Here is a 23,402-nt window from a genome sequence, read left to right as displayed (position 1 = left end):
ACAAGAACCTGTTCTAGTCTCAGAGGTAAATTCTGCGCCGAGCAGATGACCACCGGTTAGTAGACGACCAGGCAGGAGCAGGGGCCGGAGATGACGCGAGAAGTGACGATGCGGGTCGAGGCGCTGTTGCCCACGCTGCGCGCCCGCGCACAGGAGGCCGAAGACCTTCGGCAGATTCCCGAGGAATCGATCAAGGACCTGCAGGAAGCCGGTTTCTTCCGGTTGCTGCAGCCGAAACAGTGGGGCGGGCACGCTGCGGACCCGGTCGTCTTCTACGACACGGTCCGCAAGATCGCCAGCGCCTGCGGCTCCACCGGCTGGGTCGCCGGGATCATCGGCGTGCACAACTGGCACCTGGCGCTGTTCGGCCAAGAGGCCCAGGAAGAAGTGTGGGGCGAGAACACCGATGTGCGGATCTCCTCGTCCTACGCGCCCATGGGGGCCGGCACCGTCGTCGACGGCGGCTACCGGGTCAGCGGCTCGTGGGCCTGGTCATCGGGCTCCGGGCACGCAGACTGGACCTTCGTCGGCGGACCGGTGATCAAGAACGGCAAACCGGTCGATTTCGGCAGCTTCCTGATCCCCCGCTCCGAATACGACATCGACGACGTCTGGAACGTGGTCGGCCTGCGCGGCACCGGTTCGAACACGCTCGTGGTGCAGGACGTTTTCGTACCCACGCACCGGTTCCTCAGCTACAAGACCATGAACGATCTGAAATCGCCGGGCCTGGAGCGCAATACCGATCCCGTGTACAAGATGCCGTGGGGCACCATCCACCCCACCACCATCTCCGCGCCGATCGTCGGTATGGCATACGGCGCCTACGAAGCTCACGTCGAGCACCAGGGCAAGCGGCTGCGCGCGGCGTACGCCGGGGAGAAGGCGAAAGAGGATCCGTTCACCAAGGTCCGGATCGCCGAGGCCTCCAGCGATATCGATGCCGCCTGGCGTCAGCTGTCGGGCAATGTGGCCGACGAATACGCACTGCTGCTCGAGGGCAAGGAAATTCCGTTCGACCTGCGCGTACGCGCCCGGCGCGACCAGGTCCGCGCGACCGGCCGGGCCATCGCCTCGATCGATAAATTGTTCGAGAGCTCGGGTGCCACCGCCCTGGTGAACGGCACCCCGCTGCAGCGGTTCTGGCGCGATGCCCACGCCGGGCGCGTGCACGCCTCCAACGATCCCGAGCGCGCCTACGTCATGTACGGCACGCACGAATTCGGGCTGCCGGTTTCCGACGGGATGGTGTGATGACCTCGACCGCCGAACTCACCTACGAATCCACCTCGCGATTCGCCCAGGTTCGTCCGGATCTGAAACTGCATTACCACGAGGCCGGCGTGGGCAACGGCCCCACTATCGTGCTGCTGCACGGCGGCGGCCCGGGCGCGTCCTCGTGGTCGAACTTCTCCCGCAACATCCCGGTACTCGCCCGCGATTTCCACGTGATCGCGGTCGATCAGCCCGGGTACGGAAAGTCCGACAAGCCGATCGAGCACCCGCAGTACTTCGTACACAGCTCCTCGGCGCTGAAGGATCTGCTCGACACCCTGGAGATCACCGACCGGGTCCATCTGCTGGGCAATTCGCTCGGCGGCGGCGCGGCGGTGCGTTTCGCGCTCGACCATCCCGATCGCGCCGGGAAACTGATCCTGATGGGTCCGGGCGGGCTGAGTACCAACCTGTTCGCCCCCGATCCCACCGAAGGCGTCAAACTGCTGGGCAAGTTCAACTACGAACCCACCAGGGAGAATCTCGAGGCGTTCCTACGGATCATGGTGTTCGACCAGTCCCTGGTCACCGACGAACTGATCGAAGAGCGTTTCGCCTCCGCGAGCACCCCCGAGGCGCTCGCGGCCACCCGGGCCATGGGCAAATCCTTCGCGAGCGCCGATTTCGAGAAGGGCATGCTCTGGCGGGACGCGTACAAATTGCGCCAGCCGGTCCTGCTGATCTGGGGTCGCGAGGACCGGGTGAATCCGCTCGACGGCGCTCTGGTGGCACTCAAGAGCATCCCGCGCGCACAATTACACGTATTCGGCGGGTGCGGGCACTGGGCACAGCTGGAGAAGTTCGCCGAATTCAACCGGCTGGCCACCGATTTCCTGCTCGGCGTCAAGGAGAAATGACGATGAGTATCAAGGCCCTCGGCTACATGCGTATCGAGGCCACCGATATGGCGGCCTGGCGCGAGTACGGGCTGAAAGTGCTCGGCATGATGGAAGGCGACGGGAACAACCCCGACGCGCTCTATCTCCGGATGGATGATTTCGCCGCCCGCTTGGTGATCGTGCCGGGTGAGAAGGACCGGTTGCTGGTCTCGGGCTGGGAGGTCACCGACGGGCCCGCGCTACAACGCCTCCGGGAGACGCTGGAGAAGAACGGCGTCGACTTCGAGGAAGGCACCAAGGAGGAACTCGCCGAGCGCCGGGTCGAAGGGATGATCCGCTTCCGGGATCCTTCCGACAACACCCTGGAGGCGTTCTACGGCGCGCAGTACCTCGGTCGGCGGTTCGTCAGCCCGTACGGCCACAAATTCGTCACCGCCGAACAGGGCCTGGGCCATGTCGTCCTGACCTGCCACGACGATGCCGCGGCACAGGCGTTCTACCAGGACGTACTCGGCTTCCGGCTGCGCGATTCGATGCGCCTGCCGCCGCAACTGGTGGGTCGGCCCGAGGACGGCGACCCGGCGTGGCTGCGGTTCTACGGCTGCAATCCACGCCACCACGCGCTCGCGTTCCTGCCGCTACCCAACCCGACCGGCATCGTCCACCTCATGGTCGAGGTGGAGAACTCCGACGATGTCGGCCTGTGCCTGGACCGGGCCATGCGCAAGAAGGTGAAGATGTCGGCCACCCTGGGCCGGCACATCAACGACAAGATGCTGTCGTTCTATATGAAGACTCCCGGCGGGTTCGACGTCGAATTCGGCTGCGAGGGGCTGGAAGTCGACGACCACAGCTGGATCGCCCGGGAATCCACCGCGGTGAGCCTGTGGGGCCACGATTTCTCCGTGGGTTTCAAGTGATCTCCGGCCGGACCCGGTGCGATACTCGCATCGGGTCCGGCTGAATCCGGCGGTCCGTCCGCCGGCAGCTCCATGAACGAGGCGAGGACGGTATGAACGTGACGGCACCAGCGGATCCGGCCGACGGCGCGGGCGACGCGGCCGCGGAGCAGGCCACCATCGACCCCCGGCAGTTCCGCAATATCCTCGGGCAGTTCTGCACCGGCATCACGGTCATCACCACGCTCACCGACGACGAAACCCCCATCGGTTTCGCCTGCCAGTCCTTCGCCGCCCTCTCCCTCGAACCACCCCTGGTGCTGTTCTGCCCGACCAAGGGTTCGCGGTCCTGGGCCGCCATCGAGGCCAACGGCCGGTTCTGTGTGAACGTACTCGCCGAGGAACAGCAGCCGGTCTGCGCGAAATTCGGCTCCCGCGAACCGGACAAGTTCGCCGGAACCGACTGGCACACCTCCGATCTCGGCCTGCCCCGGCTCGACAACTCTTTGGCCACCATCGAATGCCGGGTGGACAGCGTGGTCGACGGTGGCGACCATTTCATCGTCATCGGCCGCGTCCTGGCCATGTCGGAGACTCCCGCCGCCACCAACGGCCGCCCGCTGCTGTTCTACCGGGGCCAGTACACCGCCATCGAACCGGAGAAGACCACCCCGGCCCCCTGGCGCGCCGATCTCGACCACTTCCTCACCACCACGACCCTGGACACCTGGTTGTAGGCGGCCAAATGATATCAACTTCGGGCATATAAGATATCATCTGAGGTGTTCCGATATCAGGAGGTGATACGCCCATGGCACGAACCGTCATTGATCTAGACGACGAAAAGTTGGCCGCCGCAGCCGAGATTTTCGGAACGACGACCAAGGTCGCGACCGTGAATGCCGCCCTCGAGGACGCGATCAAGCGCCGTCGGCGCCAATCCTTCCTCGACTGGGTCGGTGCAGGCGGGCTCCCGGACCTGACCGGTCCAGTCGATCCGTCGGCCGGCCAGGGCGCGGCCTGAAGGTGCCCACCCGATACCTCATCGACAAGTCGGCGTTCGCTCGCTACCCGAAGCCGGCCGTCCGCGCGGTTATCGACCCCCTGCACAATGCCGGTCTCCTGGCTATCTGCGGGGCGGTCGAGCTGGAGATATTGCACTCGGCCCGGTCGAAGACCGACGCCCAGCGGATTCGCGAGGAATTGCGTGGTTTCGACTGGTTACCGACCCCCGACGAAGCCTGGGATCGCGCTGCCGAGATCCAGGGCCTGCTGATAGAGGGCGGAAACTGGCGCGCACTGTCGGTCGCCGACCTCGTCATTGCCGCCGTCGCCGAACGGCACCACACCACCGTGCTGCACTACGACGGCGACTACGACATGATCGCTGCGGTTACGGGACAACCTACGCGATGGGTAGCCCGGCCGGGCACAGCAGATCGACAGGCGTGATGGCGCCAACCTTTATACGTGCATCAGTACCGGACAAGCCGCAGCAGTTCGGGCCGGCTCGCCATTGCCGGGCCGGGTCGGCGACGAGGCGGCGGGTGGTCTGGTCGAGTAGCTGGAAACGCAGGACCGTTTCCAAGTTCACCGGACCGAAGCCCGCCGCGATCATCTCCTCGGCCGAAATTTCCGCGGCCTGTACGCATGCGAACCGGGAATGATCGACGTAGTGGTGATACGCCGCGCCGGTCACGTGCCCCTGGAGATCCAGGTCGGAGACTCGCACTTCGATCCGGTTGATGAACGCCATGACCGGATCACGCCGGTCACCACCGACAGGTGGCGGCGGCCGGTGGTCCCCTTACTCGCGGTTCCCGGCCAGCTCCTCGGTGACCCTCCCCAGCCCCTCCCCCGCCCGTCCGTCGGCGATCTGCCGGTCGATGAGGTTCTTGATCGGGCCCACGATGTCCAGGGCCACCCCGGCGTCCCGGCTGGCCCGCACGATCGCGTCCAAGGCGGGTTTGTGAAAACGCGCGGGCTGCACCTCCTGGGTGTAGTCACCGCTGTCGATCACCTCGGCATACGCCTGGAACGATCCAGTCATGGCGGTGAGGAACGCGACCGCGCGGGGCGCGAAGGACGTGGCCGTGACCCCGGCCGAGCGCACCATGGCGGCGCCGTGGAAGAACCCCGCGAACATGGCGTACATACCGGCCAGCAGCGCGAAATCGTAGAGCGCGGCGGTTCCGGGGTCATCGCCGAAGTAGTCTGCCGCACCGAGCTTTTCGAGATCGGGACGGAAGCGATCGAAGACCTGCTCCGATCCGCTGTAGAGGATCGAGGCACCCGGCCCGCCGATCATCGGCGGTACCGCCATGATGCCGCCGTCGAGGAAGTCGATACCGTGTCCGGCCGCCCAGCGGGCGAGTTCCCGGGAATCTTCCGGAGCGGTGCTGGTCAGGTTGATCAGCGCCTTATCGCGCAGCCGGTCGGCCACCGGGTCGAGCACCTCGTGCACGGACGCGTGATCACCGAGAACGGCGACAACCACGGCGGCGGAATCGATCGCCGACGCGGTATCGGGGGCGCTCACGGCGCCTAGTCCCACAAGTTCTGTGTCCTTTCCCGGCGTGCGGTTCCACACCGTGGTGGGATTCTCGCCCTTCACCAGGGTGGCGGCAATGGCCCGGCCCATAGGTCCGAGACCGAGCACGGCCACGGTTGTCTGCTCGTTTGCGGTCATTTCTGCCGACTCCTTGCTGAGGCGAATGGTCATATTGCTCGGCGCGCCGGGACCAACGATCGCCAACACGGGCTGTCGGGACAAGTACCTACTATTCGGTGAGGTACCTACCAAAAGGTATGTGAACAGGTAGCGAGGTCGAAATGGGCGAGAAAAGGTTCGGGCCGTATTTCTGCGGGATCGATGCCGCCATGGATGTGATCAGCGGTAAATGGAAAGGGCTGATCCTCTGGGAACTCGACAACTACGGCGTACGGCGGTTCGGTGAGCTACGCCGGGGGCTCCCCGGCGTGTCCGAGAAGATGCTCATCCAACAGCTGCGGGAGCTCGAGGAAGACGGGTTGATCGACCGGAAGGTCTACCCGGAGGTTCCGCCTCGGGTGGAATACCGTCTCACCGACCTCGGCCGCTCCCTCAACGCCGCGCTCGAACCGCTCGGCGCGTGGGGGCGGGACCGCATCGCGCGAGTCGGCGCCGCACGTGTCCATCCGCAACCGGCCGCGGCACCGGCGGTGCCCGGTGGCAGCTCATTTCGTCAGCAGGGTGCCGCCGAGTAGACGGGCGGGCCCGACTACCGCCCCCTCGCCCGCCGGCCGGCTCGGTCCGGAGGCGGCGACGAAACCGTGTCAGGACGCGGCCGCGAAGTAGGCCGTCCGTACATCCACGATTGTCGGCGGGGGTAGTTCGGGAGAGCCCGCGCCGAGCTCGCCCAACCGGACATGCCAGGTGGGGGCCGATGTGTCGATGGCGGTCCGGGCGTCCGACGGCTGCAGGACGACTTCGGCGCCGCCGGTACACGAGTAGGCGCCCACCAGGCCGTCGGCCCGTCCACCCCAGGCCCCGCCCACCCGGATGCGGCATCGGCGGCCGTCGGCCAATTCGAGCGCCCACGGTTCGGGATCGGCGGTTTTCCCGATCGGTTCGAGCCGCGGTTCGACGCTGTACCAGCGCAGTTCCCGGTTCCACGGATCGTCGGCGCACATCAGTTCCGCCCCGCCTGCCCTGGCCCAGCAGATATCGGCGGCGTCGGCGGAGGCACCGCAGTGGTAGATCCCCGGGCTGGAGGCGGAACGACTGGATGTGACGTGGGTGCAGTCGAGCCGGCCCGCGGGCGCGGTACCGGATACGTCGAAACCGTCGGCCGGCAGGCCGGATGCGTCGACGGCGACCACGGAAACCACCGTGGTGGGCGGCTGCTCCTCGGTCGCCGCGGCCGTGGACGATTGCGCGGGCCCCGGCGGCGTGGCCGACGAGACCACCGGGCCGGGGTCGCCGCCGCTCGGCGACGCGCAGCCGCTCAGCGCTACCACCAGCAGCGACGTGAAGACCGGAACCGACCGTACCCATACCGCGAACGCCATGAGTCACCACCTGGTTGGGAATAGTGGGCCCGAGTGTAGCCGGGACGGACGCGAAGACGGCCGGATCGGGTGTGTGAATTTCTCGCCGGGATGCGATGGGACCGGTCGCTTTCGGGTTTCCCGGCACCCTCGCATGTCACCCGGCGCGGGCCTGAAGTCGGAAACCCACCGGCGCAGCGCCCGGTCCGGCGTCGGAGACGAGTTCCGAACGCGGGACGGCCTACTCGACGACGCTCACGCGGCCGCCGTCGTGAAACTCGCCCCCGCGCGTTCGATGACCTCGTCGAGTACTTCGCGGGAGCGGAGCAGATCGGCGATCATGCGGTCGATCCGTTCCCGTTCCACCTGCAACTCATTCACCAGCGCGGGCGTGGCGAATTCATTGGCACCGCCGTCGGTGTCCCGTATGCAGGGCAGGATCTCCACGATCTTCTTGCTGCACAGTCCGGCCGCGAACAGCTCTTGGATGTGCACGACCCGGTCCACCGCGTGCTCCGGATAGTCGCGGTGTCCGCCCGGGGTGCGGTCGGCGGTGAGCAACCGCTGCTCCTCGTAGTAGCGCAGTGATCGTTCGCTGACCCCGGTCCGCTGCGCCAGTTCTCCGATTCGCATGCTCACCTCGTATTTTCCTGTTCGGGCTTGAACTTCACATCAATGTCAGGTCTTACCGTCCAGACATGACAACCGCAGCGCCCCGTGATCTATTCGCCCCCGCTCGCCTCGCCGGTCTGCAACTACCGCACCGCCTGGTGATGGCCCCCTTGACGCGTAACCGCGCGGGCGCGGACGGCACCCCGTCGGATCTGATGACGACCTACTACGCTCAGCGGGCCGGCGCGGGCCTGATCATCGCCGAGGCCGCCACCCCGAACCAGGTGGGTCAGACCTATGCCAATATCCCCGGTATCCACCGCGCCGAGCACATCGCCGGCTGGCGCCGCGTCACCGAGGCCGTCCGGGCGGCCGGGGGTCATATGTTCCTGCAACTCCAGCACGGCGGCCGGGTCGGCCATCCCGACAACAGCGGCCTGGTCCCGGTCGCGCCCTCGCCGATACCGCTGCCCGATACCGTGCACACTCCGTCGGGCCATCAGCCGGCCGTGACGCCACGGGAACTCACGGTCGACGACATCAACGGCACCATCGCCGATTTCGTCACCGCCGCACGCAATGCCGTCGAGGCCGGTTTCGCCGGGGTCGAAGTCCACAGCGCCAACGGCTACCTGCTGCACCAGTTCCTGGCCCGCAACACCAACCACCGCACCGACGCCTACGGCGGTCCGGTCGAGAACCGCATCCGGTTCACCGTCGAGGTCGTCACGGCGGTGGCGGCGGCCATCGGCCCGGAGCGGGTGGGGCTGCGCATCTCGCCGGCCAATCCCGTCAACGGCATCGCGGAGGGCGATACCGAGGCCATCTATCCGGCGCTGGTCACCGCGGTCGCCGGGCTGGGTCTCGCCTACCTGCACATCGTCCGGGTCGACGCGGACGACCCGCTGCTGCGGCAGCTCCGAGAACTGTGGCCCGGCAGTCTCGTCGCCAACCCCGCGGGTGATGCGCGCGACCCCGGCGCCATCATCGACCGGGCCGAGCGCCTGCTCGCCGCCGGAGCCGACCACATCGCCCTGGGCCGCGCCTTCCTGGCCAACCCCGACCTGGTCGAACGCTTACGCACCGGCGCGCCGCTCAACCCGATCCGCGATACGCATTTGATGTATGTCGGCGGGGCCGAGGGTTACACGGATTACCCGACCCGCACAGCGACCGCCTGAGCACCCGGTATCGCCTCGCGCCGGACCACGTAGCACCGGCGATACGCAGTCCGCGGGAGTTGCCTACTCGCCGTACAGGTCGGAGAGCCCGACGAGCAGTACATCTTGGTCGAGACCCGCACGCTCCTGGAGCGAATCGCTGAAACCGGTGCCGCTGAAGCATGCAAGGCGGCAACCCGATACGGCCACGCGGTCGAACAGTTGCTCGGGCTTCGCGTTCATGGTCGGCCTCCGTTTCTTAGGAGTGCAGTCCTTGTGACTGCACTCCTAAGGCTGCCGTCCAAGTCCGCGCACTACTCCCGACAAACGCACACCGTGCTCGTCCAGGCCGCAGAGCACCGGCTCGCTACACGCCCCGGCCCGTCAAAGGTGCGCGACCGCCTCCCGGTACCGCCGGCCCAGGGTGCGGATGTGCTCGACCAGTTCCGGTGGGCCGTCGATACGGAAATCCATCATGAGCATGCTCAGGTAGATGGCGATCGTCTCCAGCGCGTCCGCGCCGGTGAGCAGCAGGCACGAGTTCTCGTCGACCGGTACCACGACCCCGACCGCCGGATTGATCCGGGCGATCACGGTTTCCGCGGGTGCCAGCACCGTGACCCGGGCGTGCACCGCGTAGCCGGCGGAGGCGACCTCCCGGAGTACGAAGGCGACCAGATCGCTGTCGGGCGGAGTCCGGGCGGCGAAGCGGCGGGTGCCCGATACCACCCGGCGCCGGTTCGCGACCGGAAACGCACGCCAGGTGTGCGCGTCGAGGTCGTATCCGACCAGGTACCAGCGCCGCTGCCAGCTGACCAGCCGGTACGGCTCGACCCGCTGATCGTCGAGTTCGAGTTCCCGGGCCGCCCGGATCGCCGCCGCGATCGTGGCGAGGGTCTCCGCGGGAACGGGCGCGTCCGGTTCCCGGGAGCCGACCGTCGGGCCGACCGCGGTGGTCTCGCGCAGTGCGTTGACGGTGCGCTGCAAACGTTTCGGCAGAATTCTTTCCAATTTGGCGAGGGCCCGTTTGACGCTGTGGTCGATATCGGCGATTCCGGTGGAACCGTCCTCTGCCGAACCCATCGCGATCGCGACCGCCACCGCTTCGTCGTCGTCGAGCAGCAGCGGCGGCATGGTGGCGCCTTGACCGAGGCGGTAGCCGCCGATCGGGCCGCGGGTGGCGTGCACTGGGTAGCCGAGTTCGCGCAGGCGGGCGATGTCCTGGCGCAGGGTGCGATCGGTGATGCCGAGGCGCTGTGCCAGTTCGGGTCCGGTGTATCCGCGGTCCTGGAGCAGCGACAGCAGCCGGAGCACCCGGGTTGTGGTGGAGGTCACAAACTACTCGTTTCCGCGGAAGTCTTTATCAGGAAGGAAATGAGCCTAATAGGGCCATAGCCTGAGTTCAACGCCGAAAACGACCGAGAGGCAAAACCATGGAAAACACCACCGCGCAGGACATCACCGCTCAGCTCGCGCCGGTCTGGCGCGATGTATTGACCGCCGCCCACGAAGCGCTGCGCCGAGTGACCGCGCGAGTCGAGGCCGGCCAGTGGCAGCTGGCGACTCCCTGCGCGGACTGGAATGTCGCGCAGGTCGCCGAGCACGCCGCCGCGGACCAGCGGGCCTTCGCTGCCGCGCTCGGCGTGGGCGCCGGTCCGTCCTACGACCCCTTCTCCCCCACCGGCACGATCGCCGACGGACCCGTCGCTCTGGTAACCGCCGCCCTCGAGGAGACAGCGACCGCGTGGTCCACTGTCACCGACGACACCGAAAGCGTCCCCACCCCACTCCCCTTCGGCCCGCTGCCGACCCCGGTGGCCGCCGTACTGTGCGCCTTGGACGCGGCGGTGCACGCCTGGGATATCGCGGTCGCCACCGGACAGGAATCGCCGCTGACCGACGAACTCTCGGCGCCGATCCTCGCCGCCGCCCAGGGCCGGATCGAACCGCTGCGCGATTGGGGCGCCTACGGCCCGATCGTCGAGGGCGAGGGTTCCAGCGCGGACCAGCTGCTGCGTTACCTGGGTCGCCGGCCGCGCCGGTGACCCGCACCCGCGGCAGTGTCCGGGTAGCAGCCACATCGAACAGGTGGCCTTCGGCATCACCCGCAGTAATGTAGGTACATACCTACGTGGAGGTGATCAATGAGTATTGTGACTTCTCGCGATTTCAACCACGATGTAAGCGCGGCCAAGCGTGCGGCCGGCCGCGGACCGGTGATCATCACAGATCACGGTCGGCCGTCTCATGTGCTCCTGACCTTTGCCGATTATCAGGAGCTCACTCGGTCCGGAATTTCGCTGGCCGATGCCTTCACGATGCCCGAGAACATCGACTTCGAGCCGGTACGGCCGACGGACTCGCTCCGTGAGGTCGATCTGTGAGCTTTCTCCTGGACACGAATATCGTATCGGAGCTGCGAAAAAGCGAAGACCGCAGAGACCGGAACGTCGATCGATGGGCACAAAACCTGTCACCCTCCGACACGTACCTCTCGGTTATCACGCTGCTCGAACTCCGGGCCGGGATCGAGAACAAGCGACGCTGCGACCCTGCGCAGGCTCGAACGCTCGACCACTGGCTGAACGATGGCGTGCTACCGACCTACGCGGGCAGGATCCTCGACATCGACCAGAAAGTCGCCGAGATCGCGACCCGCCTGCATATCCCCCACCGACGGCCGGCTCACGACGCCTTGATCGCCGCTACGGCCACCGCCTACGGCCTGACCCTCGCAACGCGCAACGCGGCCGACTTCCGGCCGATGGGGATCACTTTCGTCAATCCTTGGGAAGAAGGCTGACCCGCCGCGACCTATTCAGTTCTCGGTTCGAAACGGACCGACTGCTCTGCACCCGGGTCGCTGGCCGCTCCTGATGCGGCGGCGGACATCACGAGGAATAGCGCCACAGCCAGACTCCGCTCCACCCGGCGGCCACAAGGCAACAATCTTATCGACGCTGCTCAGTTCGTAGCGTCGGGCGCCGCGGCCTGCTCCAACGCTGCCGCCACCGCTTCGAACTCCGCCGGCGCGGCGGTCAGGTCTTCGACGATCTCGCGGGCGATGATCTCGGACGTGGCAGTAGGACCACAGTTTGCCTACGAGGCGGCGCGAGTCGGTCACGATCGATCAGTCGCGCACGAGCCACCGACCCCGGATCCCGATACCGCTGTATTCGGTGGCTCCGCCGGAACGGTATCGCCTACGGGTCCTTCAGCGGTAGACACAGCGCGATCGTGAGACCGACCAGGCCGGCCACCAGCAGTACCAGCACCGCATCGGCCCACATCAGGCTCGCCCCCGTTCGGGATCCGTGCCGGGCCAACGATACCCGCGAGGGTAGAGCCGTACAGGCGTGATGAGCGCGGCGTTCTCGGTGATGAGGCGGCGGAGGTCGTCGGCATGCTCGAAATTCGGCACCACGACCGCCTCGGCTCCGGCCTCGGCCGCATGCCGGGCCAGCGCGTGTATGGCGAGCCGGGCGACCGTATCCGTCCTGACCGTGTACGCGAGCCGGTATCCGTGCCGGTCGGCGAGTTCGTGCAGATCGATATCGCTCATCGGGAGGTTCAGCCGGATCAGGGCGACTGCCGACGGCAGCGGGCCCCGGTCAGACACGGCACTCCTCGGCTACCTCCGCCCACCGCCGCATCACCTTCAGTAGATGCTCCAAATGAACGAGCGTTGGTACCGCCCATACCGGCCCCTCCGGAATATCGGTCTCACCGCGAACTCTGGTCGGCAGCGTTGTCGCACACATGATTCCCCGCTCCTGGATCAATTTCTGGTATGCACCCGGCGCAGGGTCCGCTGAGGGGTTATGGTGTCGGTGCGCCCTCTACCCAATCGAATTGACCACCAGCCTTCGGCAACTCCTGGCGTCGAACTGGTGTCTCCCAGGTGGCTCTGGGAGTGGCCTGCACCGGGTGCCCCCTCAGTAGAACTCTGCCGCAGCGGAATCGAAAAGCCGTACACCGGCAAATACGAGGGGAAGTTCTGGAATTCCTGCACAACCATTGCAGCATTGCGTTTTCCAGGACTCGGCTTCCACATGGAGGCTTCCATATTGCACGCATCCGATTAACAAAGGTAACTACATGGCAAACGGATCCACGCTTCCGCGCCGTGCCCTGGGCCGGCAGCTGCGGAAGCTTCGTGAGAGAGCCGGTCTCACGCAGTCCGCAGCAGCCCGGGTGGCCGAAGTATCGCCGCAGTCCTACGGACGGATCGAGGACGGTCGGCAGACAAAGGTCACCGATCTCGGACTCAACGCCTTGGCGAATGCCTACGAGGCCACGGACGAGGAGCGGCGGCTACTACTCGATCTCGCCCGGGAGATCAGGGAGGCAACGGCATCGGGTAGCGGATGGTGGCGGGCTTACGCCGATGCCATCGTCTCCGGATTCGACCACTATCTCGCGCTCGAGGAGGCGGCGAACTGGGTTACGAACTGGCAGACCACGGTGGTTCCCGGCCTGCTCCAAACACGCGAATATCGGCAGGCGCTCACTTGGGCCACGAACCCAGATCAGCCACCGGAGGAGGTCGAGCGAACGTTGGACCTTGCATCACGGAGGCAAAACCGCCTGTGTCAGCCAGATTTTCGCTTCGAGGCGCTGCTGACCGAGGCCACCCTCCGATACAACGTAGGCAGCCCGGCCGTCATGGCGGACCAGGTGAAACGCCTACTCAGCTACTCCGACGTGCCGGGCATCGATATACGGATCGTGCCGAACGCGGAGACCAAACCTATCGGTTTGATGTCGCGTTCGTTCGTGCTGTTCAGCTTCCCGCCGCTGCATGCATCCAAGCTCCAAGAGCCGCCGGTTGCCTTCGAGGAGGGATTCACCGGGAACTTGTTCGTCGAGCAGTCCGACGAAGTGAGCAAGTATTCCCGCGAAGCCGAGCGCATCAGGCATGTAGCGTTGTCGGCGTCGGCATCTAGCGACTTGATGCTGCGGATCTCGAAGGAGTTGCAATGACCGACCTCTCTCGTGCCGAGTGGTTCAAGAGCACCCGTAGCCAAGGTGGAAACGACTGCGTCGAGACAGCCCACCTGGATAACGGCCATGTCGGCGTGCGGGACTCCAAGAACCCCACCGGCCCGGCCCTGATCTTCGCCCCCGGCGAGTGGGACGCCTTCCTGGCCGGCGCGAAAGACGGCGAGTTCGATCGCCCCTGACCGGATGTAGAGAACCCCGGCTTCATCTGGTGAGAGGTCGGGTATCTCTGCCGCCTGGCTGCACGGCGGCAGAGAACGTCCGGGAATCCGGGTACGCTGCGATCGAAGATATCGCAGGGCAACCACTTTCACGGCGCGATCCGCATATCACCGGCACATGGGTCACGGCGGCGGCCCGGGATGTCGGCTCGGGTCGGACATACCAGCTCGATCGCCGGCCCCACCCGGTCGGATAGGCGGACAGTCACGCGAAGCTCATCTCCCCCTCCGGACGAATCCGCAGGTTGGAATCATGACAACACTGCGGTATATGCGGTCTCGATCAGGCTGGAGGTGGTCCGATGGCAATGCCGGCTCCGGGACTGGACCGGTGGACCGCGGCGGATCTCGACCGCTTTGCTGCCCTGACCGGTGCCGGGGTTCTCAACGCTGCGGGTACAGACGTCACAGGGCAGCCGTGAAAGATCGCCCCGCCCTCGTCTTCGTGACCGCCGTGCACTGGCGCCGGGACTCGCACTAACCAGCGCGGACACCTTTCTCACCGTCGTCTTCCACTACCGGCACCGCACCCGCCACACTCCGTCCCGCCCGGCGGCCGGAGAAGATGCAGTCGGACAGTGAAAGCCCGCTGACGTAGGAGTTCACACAGATGCCCGCGGCCGTCCGGCCCGCCGCGTACAGGCCCCGGATCTCCGCGCCGTGGGTATCGCGGACCGCCCCGGTGTCCTCGTCGACCATCAGCCCGCCGACGGTGAACATCGGGCACGGATTGGTCAGGCTCGGTTCGATCGAGACATTCAGCATCCAGTACGGACCCGCCCCCACCGGGCGTACGTATTCGGCCGGTTTGCCCACCGGGTCGGGGAGGCCGGTCGCGTAGGCGCTGTTGTGCTCGGCGACGGTCTCCCGTAATCCCGCCGGATCGACACCTGCGGCGGCGGCGACCTCGTCGAGGGTTTTGCCGCGCTTCGCCTTCCGGCGCATCACCTCGAACTGCATCCGCTGGAACCAGGCGGCCTGTGGCCCGATCTGGGAGATGGCGGTACGCATGAGCGCGTCGTCGGCGAGCAGCCGGCCGATACCGTCGTGCCGGTTGATCAGGGCGTCGCCGACGGCCGCGCCGTAGCGGGTCTCGTCGATGACCCGCTGCCCTTTCCCGTCGACCAGCAGCGCGCCGGTGAACGAACTCGGTGGCAGCAGGAACCGCCAGGCCGAGACATTGCCCATCCGATCGGTCGCGGCGCCCACGCTGCGGCCCAGTTCGATGCCGCTGCCGTCGTCGCCGGAGCTGCCCAGGGCCAGGCCGTTCTTGTAGGCGGGCGCGTGGGTGTGCAGCATCTCCCGGTTGGCGATGAAACCGCCCGCGGTCAGCACCACGCCGCGCCGGGCCAGGACCCGGAGTGTGGTCGCGTACCTGCGGTCGAGCCGGGCCAGCCGTTTCTCCAGTGCCCGGCGCAGCGGCGGGTAGTAGATACCGGGTTTGGCGGCGATCGCGGCCAGCCGCGCGTAACGGGCCTTGATACGCGCGGGCGCGTCACGCAGGCTCCGGCATTCGACTCCGACGACCGCGCCGGTGTCGTCGGTGACCAGGGCGGTCGCGGTGGTCAGCGTTTCCACCCGCACGCCCCGCCGCTGCGCCGACCGGGCCAGCGGCGCGAACAGCTTCTTGCCGGAGGTCCCCCAGCCTTTGACACGGTGGCCGCGCTGAGCAGGGGTGATATCGGCGAACGCGCCGGAGATCTCGCTGCCGGAGTAGTAGAGGTAGTAGTCATTGTTCGGGTACGAGGTCTTGTACGGGCACAGCGACGCCTCGAACGGCACCCCGTGCGCGGTGAGCCAGTCGATCATGGCGGGACTGTCGTCGACGAAACGCCGCAGCGTCGCCGGGGAGACCGCGTCACCGACCTCGCGTTCGAGGTAGGCCAGCATCAGTTCCGGGGTGTCCTCGACACCACCGGCGCGCTGCACCCAGGTGCCCCCACCGGCGTAGATTATGCCGCCGGACAGCGCGGTCGCGCCGCCGCCGGTGAAACGGTCCAGCACGAGGACCTGCGCGCCGTCCTCGGTGGCCTGCAGCGCCGTGGCCGCACCCGCCGCCCCGTAACCGACGACCACCACGTCCGCGGTCAGGTCCCATTCGTGCGCCATCTACCAACTCCACCACAAACTGAAACGAGTTTCCCTGCTGTTTACGCCGCAGAACAAGTCTTCTGCCAGACAACATAGACCAACAGCGCCATCATTCTATAACGTGTTCTACATGAACGATCGGGAATACGATGTGGTGGTGGTCGGCAGCGGCGCCGCCGGGATGACCGCCGCCCTCACCGCCGCGCACAACGGCCTGAGTGTGGTGATCCTGGAGAAGGCGCCGTACTACGGCGGATCTACCGCGCGCTCGGGCGGCGGGGTCTGGATCCCCGGTAACAAGGCCCTGCGCGAATCGGGCGGTCCCGACGACCGCGAAGAAGCGCGCAGGTACCTGCACAGCATCATCGGCGACGTGGTGCCCGCCGAGCGGATCGATACCTATATCGACCGCGGCGCCGAAGCCATGGATTTCGTCCTCGCGCACTCGCCGCTGAAGATGACCTGGGTCAAGGGCTACTCCGACTACTACCCGGAGGCCCCCGGCGGCCGGGCGGGCGGGCGATCCTGCGAGCCGAAGCCGTTCAACGCCAAAGCCCTCGGCGACGAGCGGTTCAATATCCATCCGCCCTATTCCAAGGCACCACTGAACGTGGCGGTCACCCAGGCCGACTTCGTCCGGCTGAACCTGATCCGCCGCCACCCGAAGGGCATGCTGCGGGCCCTGCGCGTCGGGGCGCGCACCTATTGGGCCAAATTCACCAACAAGCATCTGATGGTGATGGGGCAGGCCGTCATCGCCGGTATGCGCAAGGGGCTGATGGACGCGAACGTGCCCCTGCTGCTCGACACCCCCATGACCAAACTGGTCGTCGAGAACGGCAAGGTCACCGGCGTCGAGGCCACCCACAAGGGCGAGACGGTCACCTTCACCGCGCGCCACGGCGTGGTACTCGGCAGCGGCGGGTTCGAGCACAATGCCGAGATGCGGGCCAAATACCAGCGCGAACCGATTACCACTGAGTGGACAACCGGTGCCGCCACCAACACCGGTGATGGCATCGTTGCCGGTATGGACGCGGGCGCCGCTATCGGCTTCATGGAGGACGCCTGGTGGGGTCCGACCATCTTCAAGGGCGGCAAGCCCTGGTTCGCGCTGTCCGAGCGCAACCTGCCCGGTTCGATCATGATCAACCCGAAGGGTGAACGGTTCGGCAACGAGTCCGCGCCCTACGTCGAAGCCGTGCACACCATGTACGGCGGTGAATACGGGCAGGGCGAGGGCCCCGGTGAGAACATCCCGACCTGGCTCGTCTTCGACCAGCGCTACCGCAACCGCTATATGTTCGCCAGCCTGCAGCCGGGCCTGAAGTTCCCGTCGCGCTGGATGGAGAACGACCTCATCGTCAAGGCCGCGACTCTGCCGGAACTGGCCGAGAAGATCGGGGTGCCCGCCGACAAACTGGCGGCCACGGTGGAGCGGTTCAACAAGTTCGCCGAAACCGGTAAGGACGAGGACTACGGCCGCGGCGACAGCCAGTACGACCGGTACTACGGCGACCCGACCGTGAAACCCAACCCGTGCCTCGCGGCGCTGGTCCAGGGCCCGTTCTACGCGGCCAAGATGGTGCCCGGTGATCTCGGCACCAAGGGCGGCCTGGTCGCCGATACCGCGGCACGAGTGCTGCGTGAGGACGGCACCCCGATCGAGGGTCTGTACGCCTCCGGAAATGTATCGACCCCGGTGATGGGCCACACCTACGCGGGCCCCGGCGCCACCATCGGACCGGCGATCGCCTTCGGCTACCTGGCGGTCCACGACATCATCGACCGCAAGAAGACCGCGGCCTGAGCCGCCGGCGAGGAGAACCTGTATGCCCATCGATCCGAAAGTCGCGCTCGGAGCGGAACTGCCGAGCAAGGAATTCTCCTGGACCGCCTCCGATGTCCAGCTCTACCACCTGGGTATCGGCGCCGGTCACCGCTGGACCGAGCCGGCCGAACTGCGCTATCTCGACGACCGGGAACCGCAGGTGCTGCCCACTTTCGCCACTGTCGCGCACACCCTGCGCGATACCGACCCGCCGAAGGTGAAGTTCCCCGGAGTCGATATCGACCTGGCCAAAGTGGTGCACGGCTCGCAGGAAGTACAGGTGCACCGGCCGCTACCCGCCGCGGGTAAGGCGACCCGCACCGGCCGGATCAGCGAACTGTGGGACAAGGGCGCCAACGCGGTGATCGTGCAGGAGTTCACCGTCACCGGTTCCGACGGCGAAGCGCTGTGGACCGAACGGTCCTCCATCTTCGCCCGCGGCGAAGGCGGATTCGGCGGTGAGCGCGGCCCGAGCAGCAAGGCCGAACTCCCCGACCGCGAGCCGGATTTCGATGTCACCACCGCGACCCTGCCGCAGCAGGCACTGCTCTACCGCCTCTGCGGCGACCGCAACCCGCTGCACTCCGACCCCGAATTCGCGAAGGGGGCCGGGTTTCCGGCGCCGATCCTGCACGGTCTGTGCACCTACGGGATCATCTGCAAAACCGCCACCGATACCGTGCTGGACTCCGTCGCCGGCCGGGTGACCGGGTTCAAGGCGCGGTTCGCCGGAGTGCTGTTCCCCGGGGAGACGCTGCGGTCGCGGATCTGGCGGGAGCCGGGCCAACTGATCATCAGCGCCACCGCCGTGGAACGTGACGGCGCACCGGTCCTGGGAGATGTGGTCCTCACCTACGCCGAGTGACCTCCAGGTGAGATCGCGCGGGCCCGGTGACCGGGCCCGTGCTCGAGGGCGACGAACATAGTGTCCGGCAGATCCATCGGCGGGTCTGCCGGACACAGTCGTATCTACCGGGCCTATCGAAACTTTTCGTGCAGCCGACGATACGGTGAGACCCTCCACCTGGGCACCGGCCACCGACGCCGCATTGCGAGGACGGTCCACCGCCGCGAGCGACTGCGGCTAACTGAGGAAGAACTGTCGCGGGCAGTCCGAGGCCAACGGGACCCCGCGCAGCGCCGCATCGATCAGATCCTGGAAGGCGACGTCCTGCGGTTCGTCGCGGTGCGTGACATGACGGCCGGAACAGATCTGCTGGACACTCGAGTTGACCGCCCCCGGCAGATGCAGGCGCTCAGGACCCTCGTTCTCCGAGTAGAGGTGATAGGCCGGGATGCCCGGCGGCAGCGCCGGCGGCGTGTTGAGCTGCTGTAGGAACTCCGAGGCCGGGGCGATATCACGGCATCCGGGAAAGAGCGGCGCGCAGAGAAATCCGAGCGGTTCGCCGTAGTTCGGGGTGCCGAAGTCGAGATAGGTTCCCACCGAGTCGCTTCCGCCGAGGAACTTCACATAGTGCCGCTGCGCCAGCCCGCCCATGGAGTGCCCGACCAGATCCACCCGCCGGGCGCCCGTGGTTCGCCGGATATCGGCGACCTTGTCGGCCACCGCCACCGCCGAATCCGCGATCCCCTCGGTCCCCGACGATCCGGCGGGCGCCGCGGGCAGCACCATGGAGTAGGCCCGGTAACCGCGGTCGGCCAGTTCCGCGCGCAAGTTCTCCAGAATGCCGCGGTCGGCATCGAAACCGCCGATGACCAGGACAGGATTCGCCGGCGCGGGCTCGGCACGGGCGAAGCCGAGCGGCAGCGCCGCCGCAACGCACCCCAGCGATACGACAGCGAATCGAGTGAAGGCAGCGAGCACAGTTTTCATGAACCTGCTTTCCGGAGGCTGAATGGCCGCTGCGCCGTGATCGCGCACAGCGTCGACCGACGCCAGGATGCTAGTGCGGTGGTCGCGCAGGTTTCGGGAGGCGCGACGGGGCAGCCGGAGCGGCCGGCCGAAGATCATCTGGCGGCACACCCGGCGAATCCCGACTGTCTCTCCCCGCGCATCGACAGGCTTCTCCGGGCGTCAGCTGATCGTTCCGGGTGCAGCGATCCACTGAGTGGGCTGACCGGTCACCGCGGCGACCGTATCGAAGTCGCGGTCGTAGTGCAGCATCGTGAGCCTGTTCGCCTCCGCTGTTGCCGCAATTGCCAGGTCGGCCACACCTGCGCTGCGATGACTCCCCCGTTCGGTGAGTAATTGCTGTACATGATGAGCGCGCTTCCACACATTGTCCGGGGTCACCACCCAGCCGAATAGCTCGGTGAGAAGCTCTTTCTTGCGCAATCGGTCGGCCAGCGATCGCGCCGTGAAAAGGAGTTCCAGTTCCACGGGGTCGCAGATCGCGATCACTCCGGCGGTGAGCGCTTCGTGCCAGGTCTTGCGGACTCCTGGGTCACGCAGCACCCGGACCACAGCCGATGTGTCGATCAGGTAGCTGATCATGGACGGTAGGCGTCCTTGTCGAGCAGGATGTCGAAATCTCCCCGCTCCGCCATCTCACCGAGCGCATTGAGGGCCTGGACCCGCTTGAGCCGCCGGGAGACCTCGATCAATGCCGCATTAACCGTATCTTTCTTGGTTCCCGTTCCCAACAGACGCTGCGCTTCCGCCAGCGCTTCGTCATCAACTTCGATCAGCAGTTTCGACACACCTACCCCTTATATATACTTGATATTCAAGCCAAATATACACAATGTCCGACAGTGGGACCGCGCGCATTTCCAGCCCTCCGCCACAGCCCGACCTCGACCGCTCCCACCGCGACGGAATATTGCGGACCATGCACCGGCGTCCATGGCTGCACCGGGTGAACACGGCGACGCCGGCGGCGGGACCCGACGGCCTCGCGGCATCGCGAACACGACGCTCCGAAAGGGCCTCACATCACCGGCCCCCACGCAACCGAATTCGGACAACGCGAGGTTCTGCGCACGGCCGCCACGGCCGCGGCGCACTCAATCCGGCCGCACAGATCCGCGAAGCGCACAGGCGAACCAAGCGAACACCGGCCCCAGATCCGGCGGTGACGGCCACCCGTTGACCGTGGACACCAACTGCCAGTACCGGGCGACCCGGGGATCGTCGGCCACCTCCAGCCTTTCCAGGATCCAGCCTCGGAGTGCGTCGTCGTCCGGCCTGCCGAAGGTCTCGGTATAGCGCCCGGCCAGCCGATCGACTATCGGGAGGGCCGCAGCCGAGCCCGGGTCGATACCCGCTTCCAGCGCCCCGGTCACCTCGTCGCGCACGACCTCCGTCAGCTCGTGGTGCAGGCCGGTGTCGTCGCCCGCGGCTCGTTCCTTCGCCTGGTATTCGGCCATCCGGCGTACCGCGGCGCGGAAGGTCTCGTCCCGCACCAGTGCCACCAGGTCCATCCATGCCGCGACCTGTTCGGTGGTGGGCTCGGCTGGTAGGTCCGGCATCGTCGATCGCAACAATTCCACGACAGCGGGGTTCGCATCGACCGTACCGAAGGTTCCGTCGACGAAATCGTGGACGAGGCGGCGCCGTTCGGCTGCGGACAGGTTGACCAGTTCGTGCATCAGTTCCATCTCCTGCGGATTCGATTCCCGGTCGGCCACCGCTCGCAATACCGCACGCCGGAGTCGCAGCGTGCGGATCTGCACCTCCAGGGCGTCCGCGTGCGCGGCCGCCACCTCGCTCAGGGAGGTCTCGTGGGCCAGGATCGCCCGCACTGTCGCGAGGTCGATATCGAGCGCGCGCAAAGTGCGGACCAGTTCCAGGCAGGCCAGCGCGTGGGTGTCGTAGAGCCGGTAACCGGCCGGGCTGTGGGCGGTCGGCGGGACGATTCCCCGATCGGCGTAGAACCGGATCGTTTTCACCGAGAGTCCGGTCCTTTCGGCCAGGGCCCCGATCGAGTAGTGCGTCTCGTCGTCCATGGACACCAGACTGCTGTCTCCCCCGGGTGGAGACACAAGACAATTCCCGGACGCGAATCACGAGAGCCCCGGGATGATTTGTATCGCGATCGTCCACCGCCGGTACGACGATGACGACGAACTGGTGAACCCACAGACGCTGCGGACAGGCACAGCATCGGGTTTCCCGAGGTCAGAGAGTCCGGTGGAAGGCCGGCGACGCCACCGCCAGACGTAGCGTGTCGTCGTCGCGACAGGAAAGCGTGAGCTCATACCGGTCCGGAGTCCGCGCCTCGCCGGAGATACCGTCGACCCCCGCGGAGGTGGCGACCTCCCAGCCCAGTCGCTCCCAGATCCGCAGGATCAACGGCAGATAGGCCTGCGGCCGGTCCGGTGGCGGCGGATCGAGGAAATAGCGGGCTTCGAGCCGATCGAGCTGATAGACGTTTCCGGCGTCGTCGTCGCACGGCAGGATCGTCTCTCCGTCCGGGCCGTCCTGGGGGCGGGCGCCGAGCTCGCCGCCGAGCGCGTCGAGCAGTTCCGCGAGGATCTCGCGGATGCGGGCGCGGGCGGCGTCCTCGGTGAGTTCGCGGTTCCATACGACCGCTCGTGCCGCTCGCACGGTCGACAGGGCGGCGACCCGCTGCCGCAGTTCGTCCGGAGTGACGGGCTCGGCAGGTTCGGGTGGGAGGTCGCGTTCCAGGTCGAAACCGTAGCCCATCAGGTCGTCGAGGGTGCGGCCGAAGTCCATGGGCCGTTCCATATCGCCGCCGTACTCCCAGCCGACCGTGTCACCGGGCAGATCCGGGGAGGCGAAGTATTTGGTATCGCCCAGACCTTCGGCGATCAACATCGCCCGATCGCCCGGGATCCGTTCGCCGGTATCCCAGTTCCGCACCGATTCGGCCAGGCCGAGCTCGTCGTAGGTCTGCATATCGCGCGGGCGGGTGGGGCCGAAGGAGATGCCGTCGAGGTCGGTGAATCCGGCATGGACCATACCGAGGAAAACCCGCAGCGGTTCCGGCAGCACGTCCCAGTAGCGCGGCACATCGGCGCCGAAGGTCGCCGGATCCCAGCCGATACGGAACTCGTGCGGCTGGAACGGTTTTCGCAGCGCATACAGCAACACCCAGTCACCACGCAGCAGACAGACCCGCACATCGTCGAGGCATTCGGCCAGCACGGCTCCGAACCGGGGCACCAGCTCGAACATGTCGAGGTTCCACAGTGCCACCGCCGCGGCGCTCCGGACGCGCGGGTCGCGGGCGCCGGCGATCTGGGCCCAATGGGCGGGGACGTGCGCGGCGGCGGCGGTCCCCGGTTCGACGAGCAGCGCGGAGCCGGCACCGAATTCCGCTACGACCCGCGCGAAGTCCACAGTGCCCACACCACGCATTGAACAGCAGAGGTCCGACAGGTACCGGTCGATCCGCGGTATTCGCCGCCTGACATGCCACCATGCGGTGACCAGGCCCCAGGGAGGTGAATCACTGCCGGCCTGTTGGACTGGAAGCACAGCGCGCCGGCCGACCGATGGGTGACCATGGAAGGCGACC

Annotated in this window: 28 protein-coding genes; 15 read left to right on the top strand and 13 right to left on the bottom strand. The window is 66.7% G+C overall.

Annotated elements, in window-relative coordinates:
* The first annotated feature begins 90 nt into the window (after positions 1-90).
* From hsaA to NGR01S_RS07090, 6 genes are all read left to right on the top strand, one after another.
* A complete protein-coding gene (gene hsaA, locus NGR01S_RS07115; protein WP_063035395.1) occupies positions 91-1,254 on the top strand; it encodes a 3-hydroxy-9,10-secoandrosta-1,3,5(10)-triene-9,17-dione monooxygenase oxygenase subunit in 1,164 nt (387 codons plus the stop codon).
* Positions 1,254-2,132 (top strand): 4,5:9,10-diseco-3-hydroxy-5,9,17-trioxoandrosta-1(10),2-diene-4-oate hydrolase, encoded by an 879-nt coding sequence (hsaD, locus tag NGR01S_RS07110; protein WP_063035394.1) that lies wholly within the window; start codon positions 1,254-1,256, stop codon positions 2,130-2,132. The genes hsaA and hsaD overlap by 1 nt, the downstream gene beginning before the upstream one ends.
* A gap of 2 nt (positions 2,133-2,134) precedes the next feature.
* The gene (hsaC, locus tag NGR01S_RS07105; RefSeq protein WP_063035393.1) at positions 2,135-3,034 is read left to right on the top strand and encodes an iron-dependent extradiol dioxygenase HsaC; all 900 of its coding nucleotides are present in this window, start codon (positions 2,135-2,137) and stop codon (positions 3,032-3,034) included.
* Between the two features lie 92 nt (positions 3,035-3,126).
* Entirely contained in the window at positions 3,127-3,750 is a 624-nt protein-coding gene (gene hsaB, locus NGR01S_RS07100; protein WP_063035392.1) for a 3-hydroxy-9,10-secoandrosta-1,3,5(10)-triene-9,17-dione monooxygenase reductase subunit, read from the top strand.
* A gap of 74 nt (positions 3,751-3,824) precedes the next feature.
* Positions 3,825-4,037: a type II toxin-antitoxin system VapB family antitoxin gene (locus NGR01S_RS07095; RefSeq protein ID WP_063035391.1), complete on the top strand. Its 213-nt coding sequence runs from the start codon at positions 3,825-3,827 to the stop codon at positions 4,035-4,037.
* 2 nt (positions 4,038-4,039) lie between these two features.
* Complete coding sequence (locus NGR01S_RS07090) at positions 4,040-4,465, top strand: PIN domain nuclease (protein ID WP_063035390.1); 426 nt, start codon at positions 4,040-4,042, stop codon at positions 4,463-4,465.
* Here NGR01S_RS07090 and NGR01S_RS07085 read toward each other — a convergent pair.
* Both NGR01S_RS07085 and NGR01S_RS07080 read right to left on the bottom strand, forming a co-directional pair.
* On the bottom strand, positions 4,419-4,769 hold the full coding sequence (locus tag NGR01S_RS07085; protein WP_218020744.1) for an acyl-CoA thioesterase: 351 nt from the start codon (positions 4,767-4,769) through the stop codon (positions 4,419-4,421). The two genes, NGR01S_RS07090 and NGR01S_RS07085, sit on opposite strands and share 47 nt — an antisense overlap.
* A gap of 51 nt (positions 4,770-4,820) precedes the next feature.
* Positions 4,821-5,702 (bottom strand): NAD(P)-dependent oxidoreductase, encoded by an 882-nt coding sequence (locus NGR01S_RS07080; RefSeq protein ID WP_063035668.1) that lies wholly within the window; start codon positions 5,700-5,702, stop codon positions 4,821-4,823.
* Positions 5,703-5,845: 143 nt separating this feature from the next.
* On the opposite strand from NGR01S_RS07080, the gene NGR01S_RS07075 reads away from it, so the two are divergent.
* Positions 5,846-6,259 carry a winged helix-turn-helix transcriptional regulator gene (locus tag NGR01S_RS07075; RefSeq protein WP_063035389.1) on the top strand — a complete coding sequence of 138 codons (414 nt, stop codon included), beginning with the start codon at positions 5,846-5,848 and terminating at the stop codon, positions 6,257-6,259.
* Positions 6,260-6,328: 69 nt separating this feature from the next.
* On the opposite strand, the gene NGR01S_RS07070 is transcribed toward NGR01S_RS07075, so the two are convergent.
* Both NGR01S_RS07070 and NGR01S_RS07065 read right to left on the bottom strand, forming a co-directional pair.
* Positions 6,329-7,063: a hypothetical protein gene (locus NGR01S_RS07070; RefSeq protein WP_063035388.1), complete on the bottom strand. Its 735-nt coding sequence runs from the start codon at positions 7,061-7,063 to the stop codon at positions 6,329-6,331.
* A gap of 234 nt (positions 7,064-7,297) precedes the next feature.
* Positions 7,298-7,675 carry a MerR family transcriptional regulator gene (locus NGR01S_RS07065; protein WP_063035387.1) on the bottom strand — a complete coding sequence of 126 codons (378 nt, stop codon included), beginning with the start codon at positions 7,673-7,675 and terminating at the stop codon, positions 7,298-7,300.
* 65 nt (positions 7,676-7,740) lie between these two features.
* Between NGR01S_RS07065 and NGR01S_RS07060 the strand changes: the two genes are divergently transcribed.
* Positions 7,741-8,835 (top strand): alkene reductase, encoded by a 1,095-nt coding sequence (locus tag NGR01S_RS07060; RefSeq protein WP_063035386.1) that lies wholly within the window; start codon positions 7,741-7,743, stop codon positions 8,833-8,835.
* Between the two features lie 63 nt (positions 8,836-8,898).
* Here the strand turns inward: NGR01S_RS07060 and NGR01S_RS30820 are convergent, their stop codons facing one another.
* Positions 8,899-9,057, bottom strand: a complete 159-nt coding sequence (locus tag NGR01S_RS30820) for a hypothetical protein (protein ID WP_157107157.1) — start codon at positions 9,055-9,057, stop codon at positions 8,899-8,901.
* 141 nt (positions 9,058-9,198) lie between these two features.
* Complete coding sequence (locus tag NGR01S_RS07055) at positions 9,199-10,149, bottom strand: helix-turn-helix transcriptional regulator (RefSeq protein WP_063035385.1); 951 nt, start codon at positions 10,147-10,149, stop codon at positions 9,199-9,201.
* Positions 10,150-10,247: 98 nt separating this feature from the next.
* Here NGR01S_RS07055 and NGR01S_RS07050 point away from each other — a divergent pair, with 98 nt between their 5' ends.
* From NGR01S_RS07050 to NGR01S_RS07040, 3 genes are all read left to right on the top strand, one after another.
* Complete coding sequence (locus NGR01S_RS07050) at positions 10,248-10,859, top strand: TIGR03086 family metal-binding protein (protein WP_063035384.1); 612 nt, start codon at positions 10,248-10,250, stop codon at positions 10,857-10,859.
* Between the two features lie 99 nt (positions 10,860-10,958).
* Positions 10,959-11,198, top strand: coding sequence for a type II toxin-antitoxin system Phd/YefM family antitoxin (locus NGR01S_RS07045; RefSeq protein ID WP_063035383.1), 240 nt, complete (start codon positions 10,959-10,961; stop codon positions 11,196-11,198).
* Complete coding sequence (locus tag NGR01S_RS07040; protein WP_063035382.1) at positions 11,195-11,617, top strand: type II toxin-antitoxin system VapC family toxin; 423 nt, start codon at positions 11,195-11,197, stop codon at positions 11,615-11,617. The genes NGR01S_RS07045 and NGR01S_RS07040 overlap by 4 nt, the downstream gene beginning before the upstream one ends.
* A gap of 486 nt (positions 11,618-12,103) precedes the next feature.
* Here the strand turns inward: NGR01S_RS07040 and NGR01S_RS07035 are convergent, their stop codons facing one another.
* Complete coding sequence (locus NGR01S_RS07035) at positions 12,104-12,433, bottom strand: hypothetical protein (RefSeq protein ID WP_063035381.1); 330 nt, start codon at positions 12,431-12,433, stop codon at positions 12,104-12,106.
* Positions 12,434-12,912: 479 nt separating this feature from the next.
* Between NGR01S_RS07035 and NGR01S_RS07030 the strand changes: the two genes are divergently transcribed.
* Entirely contained in the window at positions 12,913-13,797 is an 885-nt protein-coding gene (locus NGR01S_RS07030; RefSeq protein WP_084480449.1) for a helix-turn-helix domain-containing protein, read from the top strand.
* Complete coding sequence (locus NGR01S_RS07025; protein WP_063035379.1) at positions 13,794-13,997, top strand: DUF397 domain-containing protein; 204 nt, start codon at positions 13,794-13,796, stop codon at positions 13,995-13,997. Before NGR01S_RS07030 ends, NGR01S_RS07025 begins: the two co-directional genes overlap by 4 nt.
* 516 nt (positions 13,998-14,513) lie before the next feature.
* On the opposite strand, the gene NGR01S_RS07020 is transcribed toward NGR01S_RS07025, so the two are convergent.
* On the bottom strand, positions 14,514-16,145 hold the full coding sequence (locus tag NGR01S_RS07020) for an FAD-binding protein (protein WP_063035378.1): 1,632 nt from the start codon (positions 16,143-16,145) through the stop codon (positions 14,514-14,516).
* 103 nt (positions 16,146-16,248) lie between these two features.
* On the opposite strand from NGR01S_RS07020, the gene kstD reads away from it, so the two are divergent.
* Complete coding sequence (gene kstD / locus NGR01S_RS07015) at positions 16,249-17,937, top strand: 3-oxosteroid 1-dehydrogenase (protein ID WP_063035377.1); 1,689 nt, start codon at positions 16,249-16,251, stop codon at positions 17,935-17,937.
* Between the two features lie 22 nt (positions 17,938-17,959).
* Positions 17,960-18,823, top strand: a complete 864-nt coding sequence (chsH3, locus tag NGR01S_RS07010) for an enoyl-CoA hydratase ChsH3 (RefSeq protein WP_063035376.1) — start codon at positions 17,960-17,962, stop codon at positions 18,821-18,823.
* Positions 18,824-19,042: 219 nt separating this feature from the next.
* Here the strand turns inward: chsH3 and NGR01S_RS07005 are convergent, their stop codons facing one another.
* The 5 genes from NGR01S_RS07005 to NGR01S_RS06985 form a co-directional block, all read right to left on the bottom strand.
* Positions 19,043-19,792, bottom strand: a complete 750-nt coding sequence (locus NGR01S_RS07005; RefSeq protein WP_063035667.1) for an esterase/lipase family protein — start codon at positions 19,790-19,792, stop codon at positions 19,043-19,045.
* Between the two features lie 201 nt (positions 19,793-19,993).
* Positions 19,994-20,413, bottom strand: a complete 420-nt coding sequence (locus NGR01S_RS07000) for a PIN domain nuclease (RefSeq protein WP_063035375.1) — start codon at positions 20,411-20,413, stop codon at positions 19,994-19,996.
* Positions 20,410-20,619, bottom strand: coding sequence for a type II toxin-antitoxin system VapB family antitoxin (locus NGR01S_RS06995; RefSeq protein ID WP_063035374.1), 210 nt, complete (start codon positions 20,617-20,619; stop codon positions 20,410-20,412). The genes NGR01S_RS07000 and NGR01S_RS06995 overlap by 4 nt, the downstream gene beginning before the upstream one ends.
* Before the next feature lie 306 nt (positions 20,620-20,925).
* A complete protein-coding gene (locus NGR01S_RS06990; RefSeq protein WP_063035373.1) occupies positions 20,926-21,867 on the bottom strand; it encodes a MerR family transcriptional regulator in 942 nt (313 codons plus the stop codon).
* A 172-nt stretch (positions 21,868-22,039) separates the two neighbouring features.
* Positions 22,040-23,233, bottom strand: coding sequence for a hypothetical protein (locus tag NGR01S_RS06985; RefSeq protein ID WP_157107155.1), 1,194 nt, complete (start codon positions 23,231-23,233; stop codon positions 22,040-22,042).
* Positions 23,234-23,402: the final 169 nt, after the last annotated feature.

Source organism: Nocardia grenadensis NBRC 108939 (assembly GCF_001613445.1).
Taxonomy (GTDB): Bacteria; Actinomycetota; Actinomycetes; order Mycobacteriales; family Mycobacteriaceae; genus Nocardia; species Nocardia grenadensis.
The sequence above is the reverse complement of the archived record's forward strand: the minus strand, read 5'-3'. Positions and strand labels throughout refer to the sequence as shown.